Source organism: Kitasatospora sp. NPDC090091 (genome assembly GCF_044747365.1).
Taxonomy (GTDB): domain Bacteria; phylum Actinomycetota; class Actinomycetes; order Streptomycetales; family Streptomycetaceae; genus Kitasatospora.
The window spans coordinates 448083-465666 of record NZ_JBIVDY010000002.1; the positions used below are offsets into that span (position 1 = coordinate 448083).

A 17584-nucleotide genomic window follows, 5' to 3' on the forward strand; every position below is an offset into this window, starting at 1 on the left:
GCCCCGGTACGGGCCGACGGGTCGTCCCGGCGCTGCGGCCCGGAGCCCCGCCGCCCCGGCCGGTCACCCGGCGGTCCCGGACGGGCTCGCGGCGGCGGAGGCCGCGGTGAGCACCGGGTCGCCGGCGGGCCAGGCCACCGGGGCGGTGCAGCCGAGCGTGCCCCGGGCGGCCCGCCGGGCGCTGTCGGTGGCGAGCCCGGCCCAGGCCTGGGCGGTCCACTTCGCGGCGGGCGACTTCGGCGCCTCGCCGGACGTCCAGGACGGCGCGGCCTGGACGGTGAAGTAGAGCGGCTTGCCGGACTTCGCGAACGTGCCGTCGCACCGGAAGGTCAACCGGGCGCCCCACCGGGTGACCTGGCTGCGGTCGCCGAGGCCGAGCGAGTACACCGGCTCGCCGGGTTGCGGGTCGGGCCCCTTGACGGCGCCTTCCGGGGTCTCGCTGCCGGTCAGCCGGACGCTGAGCCCGAGGCCCTGCTTGGCCTCGGCCGTGCAGTCCAGCAGCTGGAGCCCGGCCTGCTTGGTCGCGTCGAGCTGCTTGTCGAGCCGGTACGCCGGCGCGGCGTCCTCCAGCAGCGCGCCGGCGCGGTCGGTGCCGACCACCCCGTCGCAGGCCGTGCTCCCGCCGCTGCCCTGGCCGCTCGCCGCAGCGGTCGCCCCGCCGGTCGCGCCACCGGTCGCCTCGGCGCCCCCGGCGGAGCCGTCGCTGCCGCACCCGGCCAGGCCGAGCACTGCGGCCAGCGCGAGGCCGGCCACCGCCGCCCGGGTTCCCGCCGTGGTCATCCGGAGACCTTCCCGTTGGAGCTCTGGCTGCCGCCGGAGCCGTCGGTGTACCCGTCCAGCGCCCGGTCGCCGGCGCTGTCCGCCAGCCGCCGGATGTCCTCGGGGCTCAGCTTGGTGCCGTTGGCGGCGTCGATGACGGCCTGCTTGGCGCCGAGCGCGGCGCCCTCCCGGCCCTCGGCGACGAAGTCGCGGCCCTCCTGGCGGCCGTCCTCGGTGGTGTCGCGCTGGTTGGCCTCGACCACGCTGTCGGTGATCTCCTCGACCAGGAAGTTGGCCACCTCGCCCGCGACCGGGACCTTCTCGGTGACGGCGCCGATGGTGGTGGTGAAGGCCGTCTTGGCGTAGCCGGCGTTCTTCTCCAGCGCCTCGTTGTACTCCTTGTCGGAGGTGGCGTGCTCCTGGTGGACCTCGTTGATCCGGGCCTCGTTGAGGATGCCGCTGATGACGCCGCCGGCCCGCGAGGTGGAGTCGATGTCCGCCTCCAGCCGGGAGAAGTCGACCCCGTTCTCGATGTGGCCGCGGACCAGCGCGGTGGAGTACGCCTGGTTGGCGTTGGCCACGGCGCCGTAGGCGTCCGGGTCGCGGCCGAGCGCGTCCAGCAGGCCGCGGGTCGGGGACTCCTTGAGGTTGGCCGCGGCGCCGTTGACCGGCAGGTCGTCCTTGTGCGGGGAGAGGGCGCGCTGGACGTCGCCGATGTAGTCGGCGCTCATGTGCCCGAGGCTGTCCCGGAGCGGGGCGAACTTGGCGTCCTCGCCCTTGAGGTCGTCGAGCACACCGCCGTTGCCGTGGGTGCCGAAGGTCTGGACGACCTTGTTCATGACGTCGGCCTGCTCGGCGGTGTGCTTGGGCGGCGTGCCCGAGTGGTCGTCGTAGGGCCGCCCGGTGGTGGCCGCCTCCAGCGCGTGGCCGAGCGCGTCGGGGCCGCTCTTCATGCCGGCCTGGCGCAGCTCGTTCTTCTGCGACACGGTGTCCGGCGTGTACTCCTTGTCGTGCGTGAAGTAGTTCAGGTAGTCCCCCGGCTTGACCTTGCCGTTGGGGTTGACGGTGCCGTCGGTGTTGTACGCGGTCGGCGCGTCGTGGAAGAACTTGGTGGCGGCCTCGGGGCTGTGACCCAGCGCCTCCAGCACGGCCGTGGTCGGCTCGAAGCCCGAACCGCCGTCCGCGCCCAGCAGGTTGTAGCCGCGCCGGTCGCTGCGCGGGCCGTACACCGGGGCCGGCCAGTACTTCTCGTCGGTGTCGAGCTGGGTGATGTGCTCGGCGATCGGATTGAGGAAGTGCGGGTCGTAGTTGCCGGTGCGCAGGATGCCGGAGAGCACCTGGTAGCCGTAGGGCGCGTAGTCCATGCCGCTCTGCCGGTACGGCTTGTCCCAGAGCGGCTCGGCGCCGGCCTTGCGGAGGTCGGCGGCCCACTGGTCGGGCAGGTGCGGCACGTTGCCGGGGCGGGTGGCGGTGGCCAGGTTGAGGCCGAGGTTCTTCTGCAGCTCCTGGTACTGCTTCCACCGGGCGTCGCTGGCGCCGTTGAACTGCTGCTCCTCGCCGACCATGCTGTTCCAGGCCTGCAGCGTCCCCTTCGGGCCGAGGTCCTGGTAGAAGCGGGTGGAGAACAGCGGGTCGTTCTGGTTGGCGGCCAGCAGCGAGTTCAGCTCGGTGAGTTCGGCGTCGGTGATCTTGCCGCCCTTGCCCGCGAGCTGGGCCGCGCGGATGCCGTCCGCGTCCGACCCGGCGCCGACCGCCTTGGCGTTGAAGGACTTCACGCTGTCGGTGGTGGTGTCCGAGCGCAGCGCCCAGGCGGCGCGCTCGTCGGCCGCGGTGGCCTCCTGGACGGCCGCGTCGATCGCCTTGCGGGCCCCCTCGGCCTTGCCCCGGTACTCGGCCTGGTAGGCCTGGTTGGCCTCCGGGTCGTGCCGGGTCGCGTTGTCGGCCGGCGGCCAGGAGACGGTGCCGTCGCCGGTGACGGTGAGCCCGCCCGCCCGGGCGTCGGCCACCGCCTTGTCGAGCTTGCCCTTGGCGCTCTGGAAGTCGTTGCCGGCGTCCCTGAGGACGGAGGCGATCGCGGTCGCCTGGGTGACGGCCGCGGTGAGCTGCTCGTTGACGCGCTGCAGCTTGGGCCGGGCCGCGTCGGCCGAGGGCCCGGTCCAGTTGGCGGAGTTGACCTTGCCGATCACCTCGCCGTCCCAGTCCCGGTCCATCGCCTGCAGCTTCTTGACCACGTCGTCCCAGGCGGTGGCGGCGGTGCCCAGGACGTCCAGCTTGGCGGTGCTCAGTTCGTGGAAGTCGACCATGTCGTCCGTCCCCCTCAGGCCTTCATGTCGTGCTTGACCGCGGTCTCGTTGTTCCGGTAGTTCGCCGCGGTCTGCCGCAGCGCCTGGGTGATCTCGCCGATCGTGGTGTTCAGCGCGGCGATCTGCTGGTCCCAGGTGGAGCGGGTGTCGCCGGCGGCCTTGCCGGTGCTCCAGTTGGACAGCGAGGTGGCGACCGTGGAGGTCTCGTCGTCCGCCGCGAGGCCGTCTCCGCCCACCCGGCCGTGGATCTGGTCGGACGCGTTGGCGGCGCCGTCCAGGGCGGCGTGGTCGACCGTGACGGTCCCGCCGCCGTCGCCGGGCGCGTTGGAGGAGTTGAGCCTGGTGCGGGCGGTCTCCTGGGCCTGGGCCTTGGTGGTCAGGTTCCCCGAGGCGTCGTACGCCCAGGGGTTCATCATCCGGTCGAACTCGGTTGCGCGGTCGGTCATCCCTCTTCGCTCCTCCCCCGTCCGGGCGTGTCGCCCGGTAGGCCCCCGTCAAGAATCCGACAAGAGTACAAGGGGAGATCGTTTCTGCCGACCCCTAGGGGACTGCTGGTCCGGCGTCATACCGCAGCACCAGGGCGGGTCGTCATTCCAGCTCATGACCCCCACAGGAAGCGCACACTACGTTTGTGGACGTGTCCACTGTCATCAAGACGGACGGCCTCACCAAGAGGTTCCCCCGGGTCACCGCCCTCGACCGGCTCACCGTTGAGGTGGGTCCCGGGGTGGTCGGCCTGGTCGGTGCGAACGGCGCGGGCAAGTCCACACTCATCAAGATCCTGCTGGGGCTGGCCCCGGCCACCTCGGGCAGCGGGCAGGTCCTCGGGCTGGACGTCGCCACCGAGGGGTCGCGGATCCGCGAGCAGGTCGGCTACATGCCCGAGCACGACTGCCTGCCGCCGGACGTCTCGGCGACCGAGTTCGTGGTCCACATGGCCCGGATGTCCGGTCTGCCGGCGGCGGCCGCCCGCGAGCGGACCGCCGACACGCTGCGGCACGTCGGGCTCTACGAGGAGCGGTACCGGCCGATGGGCGGGTACTCGACCGGCATGAAGCAGCGGGTGAAGCTGGCCCAGGCACTGGTGCACGACCCCAAGCTGGTGCTGCTGGACGAGCCCACCAACGGGCTGGACCCGGTCGGCCGGGACGACATGCTGGCGCTGATCCGCCGGGTGTACACCGACTTCGGCATCTCGGTGCTGGTCACCACCCACCTGCTCGGCGAGCTGGAGCGGACCTGCGACCACCTGGTGGTGATCGACGGCGGCCGGCTGCTGCGGTCCTCCTCCACCGCCTCCTTCACCGGGGCGACCGCCACCCTGGCCGTCGAGGTGACGGACTTCCCCGACGGCCGGGGCGACGGCCGGCCGGCCGACGCGAGCACCGCCGTGCGCGAGCGGCTGGCCGCCGCCGGCCTGACGGTGGAGACCGACGGCCCGCGGCTCCTGCTCGTCCGGCTGGCCGGCGACGGGACGTACGACGCCATCCGCGACGCGGTCGCGGACCTCGGCCTCGGACTGGTCCGGCTGGAGCAGCGCCGCCACCGGGTCGCCGAACTGTTCACCGACACCGGGGCGGGCAGCACCGGCACACCGCAGGGAGGTACCGCAGATGCCGCCGTCTCCTGAGACCGGACCGGCCGACACCGGCGTCATCCACGACATCGGCTACCGCGGCTACACCGGCCCCCGGCTCGGCCGGTCGTACGCCACCCGCTCGCTCTTCGTGCAGAGCCTGCGCGCCGCGTACGGGCTCGGGCGCTCCGCGAAGTCCAAGGTGCTGCCGATGCTGGTGCTCGGCGCGGTCACCGCGCCGGCCGCGCTGCTGGTGGCGATCGCCGTCATGCAGCAGGCCGACGACCTGCCGACGGACTACCCGAGCTACCTCGGGACGCTCGACCTGGTGGTCTCGATCTTCCTCGCCGCGCAGGCGCCCGTCCTGCTCTCCCGGGACCTCCGCCACCAGACCGTCCCGCTCTACTTCTCCCGCCCGATCACCCGGGCCGACTACGTGCGGGCCAAGTTCGCCGCCATGGTCTGCGCCCAACTGCTGCTGATGACAGCGCCGCTGCTGGTGCTCTACGCCGGTGCGCTGCTCGGCGGGATGAGCTTCGGCCACCAGACCGCGCACTTCCTGTACGGCCTGCTGACCGCCGTGCTCTACGCCCTGGTGCCGACCTCGGTCGCGCTGGTGATCGCCGCGGCCACGCCGCGCCGCGGCTTCGGGGTGGCCGCGATCATGGGCTGGCTGGCGGTCAGCGGGGTGGTGGTGGCGATCGTCGTCGGCATCAGCGCCGGTCCCGCCTCCAGCATTCCGGACTCCGCCCAGTGGGTGGCGCTGCTGTCGCCCAACGTGCTGGTGGAGAGCCTGGCCAACCAGTTGTTCGACATCGGCGCCGCCGCCGACCGGATGCACGCGCCCGGCGCGCTCGGCGCGACCGTCTTCGCCGCCGTGGCGGCGGCGATGGTGGCCGGCTCGTACGCGCTGCTGCTGCGCCGCTACCGCGGCATCTGACCAACCGCAGTCTGAGAGGGCGTCATGGCCACCATCACCATCGACAAGGTCTCCCGCTGGTTCGGGAACGTGGTCGCCGTCAACGATGTCAGCATGGCGATCGGGCCGGGCATCACCGGCCTGCTGGGGCCGAACGGCGCGGGGAAGTCCACCCTCATCCACATGATGAGCGGTTTCCTCGCGCCCTCCACCGGCGCGGTCACCCTGGACGGCGCGCCGATCTGGCGCAACCAGGAGGTGTACCGGCAGATCGGCCTGGTCCCCGAGCGGGAGTCGATGTACGACTACCTGACCGGCTGGGAGTTCGTGCTCGCCAACGCCGAACTGCACGGCCTGGCCGACCCGGGCGCCGCGGCCCGGCGGGCGCTGGCCCTGGTCGAGATGGAGTACGCCCAGGAGCGGCGGACCGGCACCTACTCCAAGGGCATGAAGCAGCGGGTCAAGATGGCCTCTGCGCTGGTCCACGACCCGGCGGTGCTGCTGCTCGACGAGCCGTTCAACGGCATGGACCCGCGCCAGCGGCTGCAGCTGATGGAGCTGCTGCGCCGGTTCGGCGCCGACGGCCGGACGGTGCTCTTCTCCTCGCACATCCTGGAGGAGGTCGAGCAGCTGGCCCGGCACATCGAGGTCGTGGTGGCCGGCCGGCACGCCGCCTCGGGGGACTTCCGCCGGATCCGCCGGCTGATGACCGACCGGCCGCACCGCTACCTGGTCCGCTCCAGCGACGACCGCCGGCTGGCGGCGGCGCTGATCGCCGACCCGTCGACGGCCGGCATCGCGCTGGACCGGCAGGAGCAGGGGCTGAGCATCCAGGCGGTCGACTTCCAGGGCTTCACCACCCTGCTGCCGAAGGTCGCCCGGGAGGCCGGCATCCGGCTGTTCACCGTCGCACCGGCGGACGAGTCGCTGGAGAGCGTGTTCTCCTACCTCGTCTCCGCGTAGCGCCCGAACCGGACGACCCCAGCACCCAGCACCCGCGGCACCCACCCCGGAACCGGACCCAGGAAGGCCGACCCACCATGAACCCGACCGTCGCCAGGCTGACGCTGCGCGGCCTGCTCGGCCGCCGCCGCGGCATCCTGCTGCTGGTGGTGCCCGCCCTGCTGCTGCTCGTCTCGGCGATCGCGAGCGGCTCCAGCGGGGACAAGCACGACCTGACCGTCAAGATCCTCGGCCAGCTGGACCTGGGCACCCTGCTGCCGATCCTCGGCCTGGTCGTCGGCACCGGCGCCATCGCCACCGAGATCGACGACGGCTCGATCGTCTACCTGCTGGCGAAGCCGCTGCCCCGGTGGAAGATCGTCACCACCAAGCTGGCCGTCGCCGTCGCCACCACCTGGGTGCTCTCGGCGATCCCGACCCTGCTCTGCGGCCTGATGCTCTACGGGACGGCGGACGGCCTGGCGCTCGGCTACACGGTGGCCGTCCTGCTGGCCGGGGCCGCGTACAGCGCGCTCTTCCTGCTGCTCGGCGTGGCCACCCGGCACGCGGTGGTGGCGGGACTGGGGTACGCGCTGGTCTGGGAGGCGCTGGTCGGCAACTTCGTCAACGGCGCCCGGACGCTGAGCATCCAGCAGTGGGGCCTCTCGGTGGCCGGGACGGTGGCCGCGGACGGCGCGATCACCACGTACGTCGCGCTCGGCGTGGCCGTGCCGCTGCTGCTCGTGGTGACGGCCGGGGCGACGGTGCTGGCCTCGGTGAAGCTGGCCGGGCTCACCCTGGCCGCCGAGGAGTCGTAGCCCGGTCCCGGCCCCGCGGCGCGGGGCCGGGAGCCGGCTCAGAGCGTCCGGTTGCGGCCCGCGCCCCAGCCGGCCGCGCCGACGACGGCGACCAGCACCAGCATCAGCACCAGCGGAGTGCTCCAGCCGCCGGTCAGCTGGTGCAGCGCCCCGGCGCCGACCGGCCCGGCCGCGGCCACCAGGTAGCCGACCGCCTGCGACATGCCGCCCAGCCGGGCGGCACCCGCGACGCTGTCGGTGCGCAGCACGATGAAGGCGAGCCCGAGGCCCAGCGAACCGCCCTGGGCGACGCCGAGGACGGCGGCCGCCACCCAGGCGCCGGACACCGGGGCGGCCAGCAGCACGGCGATGCCGAGACCGTTCAGCGCGGCCATCACCACGGCCAGCGCCCGCTGGCTGGTCATCCGCCCGGCCATCAGCGGCACCAGGAAGGCGCCGGCCACCTGGACCAGGTTGGAGAAGGCGAAGACCAGACCGGCCTCGCCGCGGTCCATCCCGTGGTCGGCCAGGATGGTCGGCATCCACGCCACCAGGGTGTAGACCAGCAGCGACGAGATGCCCATGAAGAGGCTGATCTGCCAGGCCAGCGGCGAGCGCCAGATCCCCGGGACCGGCCGGTCCGCGGCCGCGGAGGCGGCCCGGGCGGGCGCGGCCGGCGCCGCCGCCCGGTCCTGCCGGGAGCGGAGCACCTGCGGCAGCCAGGCCACCGCGGCGACCAGCGCCAGCAGCGACCAGGCGCCGAGCGAGGCCTGCCAGCCGCCGCCGAGCACGTGCTCCAGCGGCACCGACGTGCCGGCCGCGAGCGTCGCGCCGACCAGCATGGTGGTCGAGTAGACGCCCGTCATGGCCGCCGCCCGGCCCGGGAACTCGCGCTTGACCAGGCCCGGCATCGACACGTTCAGCACGGCGATGGCGACACCGATCACCACGCACCCCGCGTACAGCGCCGCCACCGAGGGCAGCACCCGCAGCAGCACGCCGGCGCCGAGCACCAGCACCGCGCCGAGCACCACCCGCTCGGTGCCGAACCGCCGGGTCAGCCGGGGGGTGAGCGGGGCGCCGACGCCCTGGAAGAGCACCGGCACGGTGGTGATCAGGCCGCTCGCGGTGGCGGAGAGGCCGAAGGTGTGCTGGATCTCGCCGACCATCGGCGAGATCGCGGCGAGGCAGGCGCGCATGTTGAGGGCGACCAGCAGGATGCCGGTCAGCAGCAGGGCGGGGTGCGCCAGCCGGGTGCGGACGGGGAGTGCGGGAGGGGTGGCGACCGGCTGGTGGGCACGGGTGACGGCCATGGGACGTGCTGCTCTTTCGTGAACTCAGGGGGTGCGGACGGCGGAAGGGGGCGTGGGCCCCGTCACTTCCGCGCCGCGATGGTCGCGAGGAGCTGCTCGACGGCGGCGATCGGCTCGGCGAGCAGCGCCCGACAGGCGGCCTCCGCACGGTCCGGGTCGCCGCTCTCGATCGCGTCCACCAGCGCCGCGTGGGTGGCCACGACCACCTCGGGCATCTCGTGGTCGCCGAACGCCGTCCGCATCGACTCGCGCACCGAGGCGCCGAAGTACCGGTAGACCTCGGCCAGTGCCGGGTTGTGCGCGGCCTCGACGACGGCGGTGTGGAACTCCAGGTCGTGCTCGACGGTGGCCTCGCGGCCGGCCCGCTCGGGGTGCGCCGCGATCACCTCGGCCTCGCGGGCCAGCGCGGCCCGCATCCGGACGATGTCCTCGGGGGTGTGCCGCAGCGCGGCGAGCCGGGCGCCCTCGGCCTCCAGCGCCGCGCGGACCTCCAGCACGTCCCGCACCCCGGAGCGCTGTACGCCCCGCAGGACGGCGGCCGGGTCGCTGGTGCTGCGCACGAAGGTGCCCTCGCCCTGGCGGGAGACCAGCATTCCGGCGTGCACCAGCACCCGGATCGCCTCCCGCACGGTGTTCCGCCCGACCTGCAGCCGCTCGGCCAGCTCGTGCTCGGTGGGGATCCGGGTGCCGACCGGCCATGCGCCGGCGGCGAGCTGCTCGCGCAGCGCGTCGATGGCGGTGTCCACCAGGGAGCGCCGGCCGGCGGCCTGCAGGGTGTCCTGGCTGTGGCCGGGCACGCTCATGGCGGGGCTCCCCTCGGGGCGGGCGGTCGGTTCCGGGGTGTCGGTCCCGGGCGGTCGTCGGTCATCCTACAACCGATTGCCCGGTCATCCTACAACCGCCGTTGAACAGCTCGGGAACCGTCGGGGCCTGCCTGGCGTTCCTCCCGACGACTTCGGTCCACCCCTATTTCGAGGAGAGCGCCCGCATGGTGTTCAAGAAGCTGCTCGGTGCCCTGGGCGTCGGCGGTCCCGGCGTCGACACCGTCCTGACCACGCCGGTGGTCCAGCCCGGCGGGACCCTGCACGGGACGGTCGAACTGACCGGGGGGACGGTCGAGGCGGACATCCGGGGGATCACGCTGACGCTGGTCGCCCGGGTCGAGATCGAGCACGAGGAGGGCGAGAGCACCGGGCTGTACCCGTTCGCCCGCTTCTCGGTCGCCCAGCCCCTGGTGCTGGCGCCCGGCGAGAACCGCTCGATCCCGTTCGCCGTGCCGGTGCCCTGGGAGACCCCGGTCACCACGATCGCCGGCCAGCGCCTGCACGGCATGCAGCTCGGCGTCCGGACCGAGGTGGACATCGCGGGCGCGCTCGACAAGGGCGACTCCGACCCGCTGGAGGTCGAGCCGCTGCCGGTGCAGCGCCGTGTCCTGGACACCCTGCTCCAGCTCGGTTTCCACTTCCGCTCGGCCGACCTGGAGGCCGGCCGGATCCACGGGACCGGGCAGACGCTGCCGTTCTACCAGGAGATCGAGTTCTCCTCGGCGCCGCAGTACGCGCACGCCTGCAACTCGCTGGAGGTCAGCTTCGTCACCACCCCGCACCGGGTCGAGGTGGTGCTGGAGGCGGACAAGCGCGGCGGGCTGTTCGGCGGCGGGCACGACGTGATCCGCACCCACGTGGTGGAGCACGGCCAGGCCGACCAGGACCTCACCGGCCTGGTCGACGGCTGGATCCGCGCGGCGCTCTAGGACCGCGCGGCGCTCCAGGACCGCGCGGCACCCGGGGGCGCCGAGCCGCGCTGCGGGGTCCGTCCGCCCGGACGGACCCCGTGCCGGCCGGCTCAGCCGTAGTCGGCCGGCTCAGCCGTAGGAGACGTTGCTGCAGATGTCGTCGTCGGCCGAGCGGGCCTCGCTGACCACCTCGGAGGGCAGCGGCGCCGGGGCGCTCGGCGTACCGGCCGCGGGGGCGGCCGCGCCGGCGTTGGCGGCGGCGTAGTCCTTGCCGAGGACGAGGCTGATCCCGGCCGCCGAGGTGGGCGCCAGGGTGGCACCCGGGAACAGCGCCGCCACCTTCTCCGCGTTGGCCTTCTGCCCGCTGCCGTACTCGACCGTGGTGGTCGCCTTGTTGGTGCTCTTCGCACCGGTGACGGTGGTGACGGTGACCTTGGCGGCCTTGAGCGTCTCGGCGGCCTTGGCCGCGAGCCCGTTGGCGGTGGTCCCGTTGTAGACCGCGACCTTGATCGGGGTGTCCACGGCGGCCGGCGTCGGCGCCGCCGAGGTGGTCTCCGGCGCGGCGGTCGGGCTCGCCGGGGCGTCCTCCTGCTTGCCGGTGGCGTCCTGGCCGTCGATGGTCCGGTCGGCCTGGAGGGTCTTCCACAGGTTGTCGACGGCCGGGTGGACCAGGTCGATCCGGGGGCCGTTGTAGCGCCACGGCGCGGTGAGGAACTTGACGTCGTGCAGGTCGATGTTCTTCATCGACAGCGCGAAGTCCATCAGCTTCTTCGCCGAGTCCAGCCCGGGGTCGACCGTCATGGACTTGGTGGCCGCGTCCGCCAGCGGCAGCAGCGTGGTCGGGTTGAGGCCCTCGCCCTTGACCTTGGCCATCATCGAGGAGAGGAAGGCCTGCTGGCGCTTCATCCGGCCGACGTCGGAGTCGTCGCCGATGCCGTGCCGCAGCCGGACGTAGTCCAGCGCCTTCTGGCCGGAGACCTTCTGCTTGCCCCTGGGCAGGACGATCTTGCCCTTCTTGCCCAGGTTGGGGTTGATGTTCCCCTCGTAGATGTCGTTGGGCAGGCAGACGTCGACGCCGTCGACGGCCTCGGTCATCGCCGAGAAGCCCTCGAAGTTGACCTCGATGGTGTGGTCGACCCGGATACCGGTGAGCTTCTCCACCGTGTTCTGGGTGCAGGCCGGGTTGCCGGTCTCGGTGTTGCCCACCGAGAACGCGGAGTTGAACATCTGCCCGGACTTCTCCTCGGTCCACTTCCCGTTCGGCAGCTTGCACTTCGGGATGGTGACCAGGGCGTCGCGGGGGATCGAGATGCCGACGGCGTGCTTGTGGTCGGCGTAGACGTGCAACAGGATCGTGGTGTCCGAGCGGGCGCCGTCCTCGTCGCCGCCGCCGAGGTCGCTGTTCTTGCCGGCGCGCGAGTCCGAACCGATCAGCAGGACGTTCACCGGCTTGTTGCCGTTGGCGTCGGCGGTGGCCTCCGGCGGGCGGTCGGTGGAGACGGCCCCGGCGTCGAAGGACTTGATGTTGCCGTTCAGCTTGTAGTAGATCGCGCCGCCGCACCCGGCCAGCACGACCATCACACCGGCCACCGACCACGCGACGGTCTTCTTGACGTTGCGCTTGGGCTTGCGGCTGTTCCGCGCCGCCGCCCGACCGCCGGTCGGGGCGGCCTCGGCCCGGCGTCCGCCGGCGGCCCGGCGCGCCTCGGCCCGCCCGCCCTCGGCCCGTGCGCCGTCCGCGCGCCCGCCGTCCTTCCGCGCGCCCTCGGCCCGCGCCCCATCGGTCCGGCCGCGGCCGTCCTTGCCCTGGGCGGCCCGCCGGGCCTCGGCCCGGCCGCCGGGCCGGGGCGCGGGAACGCGGCCGCCCTCGCCCGGCCGCTCGGTGCGTACGCCGCCGCGCGAGGCGCCCTCGGCACGCCGACGCCCGTCCGCCCCCGACGGGCTCTCGTACTGGCCTGACATGCGCGTACCTCTCACCGGCGGAAGCAGCAATCCTGCGCGTTGTCCGGCGGGCACGGCCCGGGCCCGGCCAGGAACACCGCACAGGAGCACCGCACCAGGAGACGCGGAGCTTCAGCGGAGCATACAAACTCTTCCTGGAGCGGTCAGCATCCGGGTGCCGACCCCGGCTCGCCCGGCGCTCGCCCGCCGGGCGCTCACCGCGCCGGGTAGAGCCGCTCCAGCACGGCGGCGACGCCGTCCTCGTCGTTGCCGAGGGTGACCTCGTCGGCGACCGCGAGCAGTTCCTCGTGCGCATTGGCCATCGCGACGCCGTGCCGGGCCCAGGCGAACATCGGCACGTCGTTGGGCATGTCACCGAAGGCGATGGTCTCGGCGCCCTTCACCCCCAGCCGGCGGGCCGCGACGGCCAGGCCGGTGGCCTTGGAGAGGCCGAGCGGCAGCAGCTCGACGATGCCGGGGCCGGCCATCACGACGCCGACCAGGTCGCCGGCGACCCGGCGGGCTGCCTCGGCGAGGCCGTCGTCGGTGAGCCGGGGGTGCTGGATGTAGAGCTTGCTGAGCGGGCTCAGGAACAGCTCGTCCTTGGCGACCCGGACCACCGGCAGGTCGGAGCCGATCAGCAGCTCGTAGCCGGGGCCGGCCAGCACCTCGCCCTCCAGGCCGTCCTGGTTGGCGGCCACCGCCAGCGGACCGGTCTCGGCCTCGATCTTGGCGATGGCCAGCGCGGCGAGCCGGCGGTCCAGGGTGAGCGAGGTGAGCAGCTTGTGCGCGCCCGCGTCGTACACCTGGGCGCCCTGGCCGCAGACCGCTATCCCGCGGTAGCCGATCTCGTCGAAGACCGGCCGGGCCCAGGCGGCCGAGCGGCCGGTGACGATGATGTGCAGGGCCCCGGCGCCGGTGGCGGCGGCGAGCGCCGCCCTGGTCCGGTCGGAGACGGTCTCCTCGCTGGTCAGCAGGGTGCCGTCGAGGTCGGTGGCGACCAGCCGGAAGGGCAGGCCGCCACCGTCGACCGGGGAGACGGGGCTGGGGCTTGTGCTGCTCATGGGCCGTGCGTCTCCCGGGTGCTGCCTGCGGGTGGTGGGGCGTTACTTGACGGGTTCGAGGACGGTGCGCCCGCCGAGGAACGGCCGCAGCGCCTCCGGCACGACCACCGAGCCGTCGGCCTGCTGGTGGTTCTCCAGGATCGCCACGATGGTGCGCGGGACGGCGACCAGGGTGCCGTTCAGCGTGGCCAGCGGGCGGACCTTGCCCTCCTCGCGCATCCGGATGGAGAGCCGGCGGGACTGGTACTCGGTGGTGTTCGAGGTCGAGGTGACCTCGCGGTACTTGCCCTGGGTGGGGATCCACGCCTCGATGTCGAACTTGCGGGCGGCCGAGGAGCCGAGGTCGCCGGAGGCGACGTCGATGACCCGGTACGGCAGCTCCAGCGCGTTCAGGAAGTCCTTCTCCCACTGCAGCAGGCGGCGGTGCTCGGCCTCGGCGTCCTCGGGCGAGGTGTAGACGAACATCTCCACCTTCTCGAACTGGTGGACGCGGATGATGCCGCGGGTGTCCTTGCCGTAGGTGCCGGCCTCGCGGCGGAAGCAGGACGAGTAGCCGGCGTACCGCAGCGGCAGCTTCTCGGCGTCGATGATCTCGTCCATGTGGTACGCCGCGAGCGGGACCTCGCTGGTGCCGACGAGGTAGCGCTCCTCCTCGGGGAGGAAGTACACGTTCTCGGCGGCCTGGCCGAGGAAGCCGGTGCCGTCCATGGCGGCCGGGCGGACCAGGGCCGGGGTGATCATCGGGATGAAGCCGGCGGCGGTGGCCTGGGCGATCGCCATGTTGACCAGGGCGAGCTCCAGCAGCGCGCCGACACCGGTCAGGTAGTAGGACCGCGCGCCGGCCACCTTGGCACCGCGCTCGGTGTCGATCGCACCCAGGATCTGGCCCAGCTCGACGTGGTCGCGGGGCTCGAAGCCCTCGGCGGCGAAGTCGCGCGGGGTGCCGATCTCCTCCAGGGTGACGAAGTCCTCCTCGCCGCCGACCGGGGCGGCCGGGTCGATGAGGTTCGCCAGGGAGCGGAGCAGGCGCTCGGCCTCCTCCTTGGCCGCGCCCTGTTCGGCGTCGGCGGCCTTGACCTCGGCGGCCAGCTCCTTGGTGCGCTGGAGCAGGGCGGTCTTCTCGTCGCCCTGGGCCTTGGCGACGAGCTTGCCGAGCGACTTCTGCTCGTTGCGCAGCTCGTCGAAGCGACTGCCCGAGGACCGGCGCCGCTCGTCGGCGGAGAGGAGGGCGTCGACCAGGTCGACGTCCTCGCCACGGACGCGCTGCGAGGCGCGCACTCGGTCAGGGTCCTCACGAAGCAGGCGAAGGTCAATCACGCGCCCAAGCCTACCGGGCGGGGGCCTGTCCACCGGTACCGGATTTCTCCTGGGGATAACTCCCCCCGGCCTGTGGATAACTCCTGTGGGCAACCGGACGCCCGGAGGTTATCCACAGCCGGGACCCGTGGGCTGTGGACGGCCGGGCCGGACCGGCGGGCCGTACTCACAACCAAGGAATTGAGGTTTCAAACCTCATTTGACCTTCTCGGGTGAGGGAATTGAAGCACTCGGACGGGTGATTTGCTGGCACACGGGTGACTCTGGTCCGATTAGTCATCTCTGCGACGCTAACCGACGATCCGACCGAACCCGGCAGTAGCTATACCGTTTTGTCGACTCGTCCCCAGGCCTGTGGATAACTCGCGGCTGTGGACAGCCGGCGCCCCTGTGGACAGCCGCTTCCCGGTGCCGGCGCCCCTGTGGACGACGGGTGCGGTGACCCGCCCGCTCCGGCGGGCGCGGTCGAAAACGGTCGGAAAAGGTCAGAAGGACAAATGGCGACGGTCAGATGTCGCCGCGCCCGTCGAGGCAGCGGGAGAGCCAGTCGGCGGCCGCGGTGAAATCGGCGTCCGACGTACCCGGCCGCTGGTGCTCGGAGACCTGCTGGTCCGCGCGCGGATAGGAGCCGAGGAAGCGCACCTGCGGGCAGATCCGCTTGAGCCCCATCAGCGCCTCGCTCACCCGGCGGTCGGCCAGGTGCCCCTCGCAGTCGATCAGGAAGCAGTAGCTGCCGAGCCCCTCGCCGGTCGGCCGGGACTCGATCCGCATCAGGTTGACTCCGCGCACCGCGAACTCCTGCAGCAGTTCCAGCAGCGCGCCCGGGTGGTCGTCCGGCAGCCAGACCACCATCGAGGTCTTGTCCGCACCGGTCGGCGAGGAGACCCGCCCGGGCCGGCCGACCAGGATGAACCGGGTGGTCGCGTTCTGCGCGTCGGCGATCTCCTTGACCAGCGGGTCCAGCCCGTAGATCGGCGCGGCGAACTCGCCCGCGAAGGCGCCGTCGAACCGCCCCTCGGCGACCAGCCGGGCCCCGTCGGCGTTGGAGGCGGCCGACTCCCACCGGGCCTCCGGCAGGTTGGCGGCCAGCCAGCGGCGCACCTGCGGCTGGGCGACCGGGTGGCTGGTGACGGTCCGGATGTCGGCCAGCTCCGTCCCCGGCCGGACCAGCAGCGCGAACGCGATCGGCAGCAGCACCTCGCGGTAGATCATCAGCGGGGTGCCGGAGGCGAGTTCGTCGTTGGTCGCGGTGACGGCGCCCTCGACGGAGTTCTCGATCGGTACGAACGCGCCCGCGGCCTCGCCGCCGCGCACCGCGTCCAGCACCAGCGGGACGGAGGCCAGTGGCACCAACTCCCGGGTCGCCGCCTCGGGCAGCGTGCGCAGGGCGGCCTCGGTGAAGGTGCCCGCCGGGCCGAGGTAGGTGTAGCGGGTGGCCGACATTCCGCGCCTCCATGCGAATGGGTTACCGGGCAAGCCACCTTAACCACTTTCGCCCGCCGCCCACGGCGGTGTTCCGGCCCGTGGGCAGCACCCGCCCGGCACGTGGTAAGGACCCCGGACGAGGGCCGCCGGCCCTACCCCTCCAGCAGCGGCTGCCCCACGTACCCGCCCTCCGGGGCACCCGGCGGGACGGCGTACAGGCCGCTCGCCTCGTGCCGCAGGAAGCGGGAGAGGCCGTCGCCCCGGGAGAGCTTGCGCTGCACCGGGGTGAAGCCCCGGCGTGGGTCGGCCTGGAAGGCGAGGAAGAGCAGCCCGGCGTCCGGCGCGCCGTCGGGCAGCAGGCCGTCGTGGTACGAGAAGCCGCGCCGCAGCATCGCCGCCCCGCCGTTGGCGGCCGGGGCCGCGACCCGGACGTGGGCATCGGCGGGGACCGCCAGCGCGCCGTCCGGGCCCTGCGCCGCCAGGTCCACCGGGGTGGACTCGCCCGCACCGGCGGGCGCGGAGAGCGGCGAGCCGTCCGACTTCCGCCGCCCGATCACCCGCTCCTGGCGGTCCGTCGGAAGCGCCTCCCAGTTGTCCAGCAGCATCCGGATCCGCCGGAACACCAGGTACGAGCCGCCCGCCAGCCAGGCCGGCCGGTCGCCCCCGGCGGTGCAGAACACCTTGTCGGCGAAGCCCTCCTCGCCGGGCCGGGGGTTGTTGGTGCCGTCGATCTGGCCCATCAGGTTGCGTCCGGTCATCGGGTGAGCGGTGGCGCCCGGCGTCCGGGCGAAGCCGGCCCCCTGCCAGCGCAGCGCCGCCGTGCCGGCCGCCTGCCGCTGGAGCACCCGCAGGGCGTGCACGGCGACCAGGGCGTCGTCGGCGCCGATCTGGACGAACAGGTCGCCGTCGCCGCGCGCCGGGTCGAGGGCGTCCGCCGGGAACGACGGCAGCGGCTCCAGTGCGACCGGGCGGCGGTCGGCCAGCCCGGCCTTGTCGAAGAGGGTGGCGCCGAAACCGAAGGTGACGGTCAGCGAGCAGGGGCCGGCGTCCAGCGCGACCTGGTTCTCGAACTCGTCGGCCGGCTCACCGGCGGCCAGCCGGGCGGCGGTGCGCGACCAGCGCCGCAGCAGCGACCGCAGCCCCTCCCGGCCGGCGCCGTCCGCGAGGTCGAAGGCGGCCAGCTGGACCCGGGCCTGCTGCGGTTCGAGGATGCCGGCCTGGTGCTCGCCGTGGAACGGCACCCGGGCCGCGCCGAGGCCGCCGCCCGGGCCGGCCGCCGGCCCGGACGCGGGGGAGCGGTCCAGGGCGACCGCCCCGGCCGCGCCCGCGCTCGCGCCGACCACCAGGCCCGCCCCGGCGGTGCCCAGCAGTGCCCGCCGGGTGACCCCGCGGGGCCGGCCGCTCCCGTCGGCCGCCGGCCGGTCCGCCCGCTCCGGCTGCTCCGACTGCGATGGCTGCTCCGGCTGCTCCGGCTGTTCCGTGCGCTCCATCGC

General features: G+C 73.4%; 15 protein-coding genes. 5 read left to right on the plus strand and 10 right to left on the minus strand.

All coding sequences use genetic code 11. The annotated features are described in order from the left end of the window. Positions 1 to 63: 63 nt before the first annotated feature. The 3 genes from ACIPSC_RS04965 to ACIPSC_RS04975 are packed head-to-tail and all read right to left on the minus strand — an operon-like array spanning position 64 to position 3508. Positions 64 to 780 (minus strand): hypothetical protein, encoded by a 717-nt coding sequence (locus tag ACIPSC_RS04965; RefSeq protein ID WP_400823029.1) that lies wholly within the window; start codon positions 778 to 780, stop codon positions 64 to 66. Further along, positions 777 to 3062, minus strand: coding sequence for a hypothetical protein (locus ACIPSC_RS04970; RefSeq protein ID WP_400823031.1), 2286 nt, complete (start codon positions 3060 to 3062; stop codon positions 777 to 779). The genes ACIPSC_RS04965 and ACIPSC_RS04970 overlap by 4 nt, the downstream gene beginning before the upstream one ends. A gap of 14 nt (positions 3063 to 3076) precedes the next feature. Continuing rightward, positions 3077 to 3508 (minus strand): hypothetical protein, encoded by a 432-nt coding sequence (locus ACIPSC_RS04975; protein ID WP_400823034.1) that lies wholly within the window; start codon positions 3506 to 3508, stop codon positions 3077 to 3079. A 191-nt stretch (positions 3509 to 3699) separates the two neighbouring features. Here ACIPSC_RS04975 and ACIPSC_RS04980 point away from each other — a divergent pair, with 191 nt between their 5' ends. From ACIPSC_RS04980 to ACIPSC_RS04995, 4 genes are all read left to right on the plus strand, one after another. Further along, positions 3700 to 4692 (plus strand): ABC transporter ATP-binding protein, encoded by a 993-nt coding sequence (locus ACIPSC_RS04980; RefSeq protein ID WP_400823036.1) that lies wholly within the window; start codon positions 3700 to 3702, stop codon positions 4690 to 4692. Beyond that, complete coding sequence (locus ACIPSC_RS04985) at positions 4676 to 5578, plus strand: ABC transporter permease (protein ID WP_400823038.1); 903 nt, start codon at positions 4676 to 4678, stop codon at positions 5576 to 5578. Before ACIPSC_RS04980 ends, ACIPSC_RS04985 begins: the two co-directional genes overlap by 17 nt. Before the next feature lie 24 nt (positions 5579 to 5602). Beyond that, entirely contained in the window at positions 5603 to 6520 is a 918-nt protein-coding gene (locus tag ACIPSC_RS04990) for an ABC transporter ATP-binding protein (RefSeq protein WP_400823040.1), read from the plus strand. A 77-nt stretch (positions 6521 to 6597) separates the two neighbouring features. Then, positions 6598 to 7317: an ABC transporter permease gene (locus ACIPSC_RS04995; RefSeq protein WP_400823043.1), complete on the plus strand. Its 720-nt coding sequence runs from the start codon at positions 6598 to 6600 to the stop codon at positions 7315 to 7317. A 38-nt stretch (positions 7318 to 7355) separates the two neighbouring features. Here the strand turns inward: ACIPSC_RS04995 and ACIPSC_RS05000 are convergent, their stop codons facing one another. After that, positions 7356 to 8609, minus strand: coding sequence for a CynX/NimT family MFS transporter (locus ACIPSC_RS05000; RefSeq protein WP_400823045.1), 1254 nt, complete (start codon positions 8607 to 8609; stop codon positions 7356 to 7358). A 62-nt stretch (positions 8610 to 8671) separates the two neighbouring features. Continuing rightward, positions 8672 to 9412, minus strand: coding sequence for a FadR/GntR family transcriptional regulator (locus ACIPSC_RS05005; RefSeq protein ID WP_400823047.1), 741 nt, complete (start codon positions 9410 to 9412; stop codon positions 8672 to 8674). A 185-nt stretch (positions 9413 to 9597) separates the two neighbouring features. Here ACIPSC_RS05005 and ACIPSC_RS05010 point away from each other — a divergent pair, with 185 nt between their 5' ends. Further along, the gene (locus ACIPSC_RS05010; RefSeq protein ID WP_400823050.1) at positions 9598 to 10362 is read left to right on the plus strand and encodes a sporulation protein; all 765 of its coding nucleotides are present in this window, start codon (positions 9598 to 9600) and stop codon (positions 10360 to 10362) included. A gap of 111 nt (positions 10363 to 10473) precedes the next feature. Here the strand turns inward: ACIPSC_RS05010 and ACIPSC_RS05015 are convergent, their stop codons facing one another. The 5 genes from ACIPSC_RS05015 to efeB all read right to left on the minus strand — a co-directional run bounded on the left by ACIPSC_RS05015 (position 10474) and on the right by efeB (position 17581). Then, the gene (locus ACIPSC_RS05015; RefSeq protein WP_400823052.1) at positions 10474 to 12306 is read right to left on the minus strand and encodes an LCP family protein; all 1833 of its coding nucleotides are present in this window, start codon (positions 12304 to 12306) and stop codon (positions 10474 to 10476) included. A 194-nt stretch (positions 12307 to 12500) separates the two neighbouring features. Next, complete coding sequence (locus ACIPSC_RS05020; protein ID WP_400823055.1) at positions 12501 to 13349, minus strand: HAD family hydrolase; 849 nt, start codon at positions 13347 to 13349, stop codon at positions 12501 to 12503. A gap of 42 nt (positions 13350 to 13391) precedes the next feature. Beyond that, complete coding sequence (serS, locus tag ACIPSC_RS05025) at positions 13392 to 14666, minus strand: serine--tRNA ligase (RefSeq protein WP_400823058.1); 1275 nt, start codon at positions 14664 to 14666, stop codon at positions 13392 to 13394. 507 nt (positions 14667 to 15173) lie between these two features. Continuing rightward, positions 15174 to 16109 carry a prephenate dehydratase gene (gene pheA / locus ACIPSC_RS05030; protein ID WP_400823060.1) on the minus strand — a complete coding sequence of 312 codons (936 nt, stop codon included), beginning with the start codon at positions 16107 to 16109 and terminating at the stop codon, positions 15174 to 15176. A 134-nt stretch (positions 16110 to 16243) separates the two neighbouring features. Beyond that, complete coding sequence (gene efeB / locus ACIPSC_RS05035; RefSeq protein ID WP_400823063.1) at positions 16244 to 17581, minus strand: iron uptake transporter deferrochelatase/peroxidase subunit; 1338 nt, start codon at positions 17579 to 17581, stop codon at positions 16244 to 16246. Positions 17582 to 17584 lie beyond the last annotated feature (3 nt).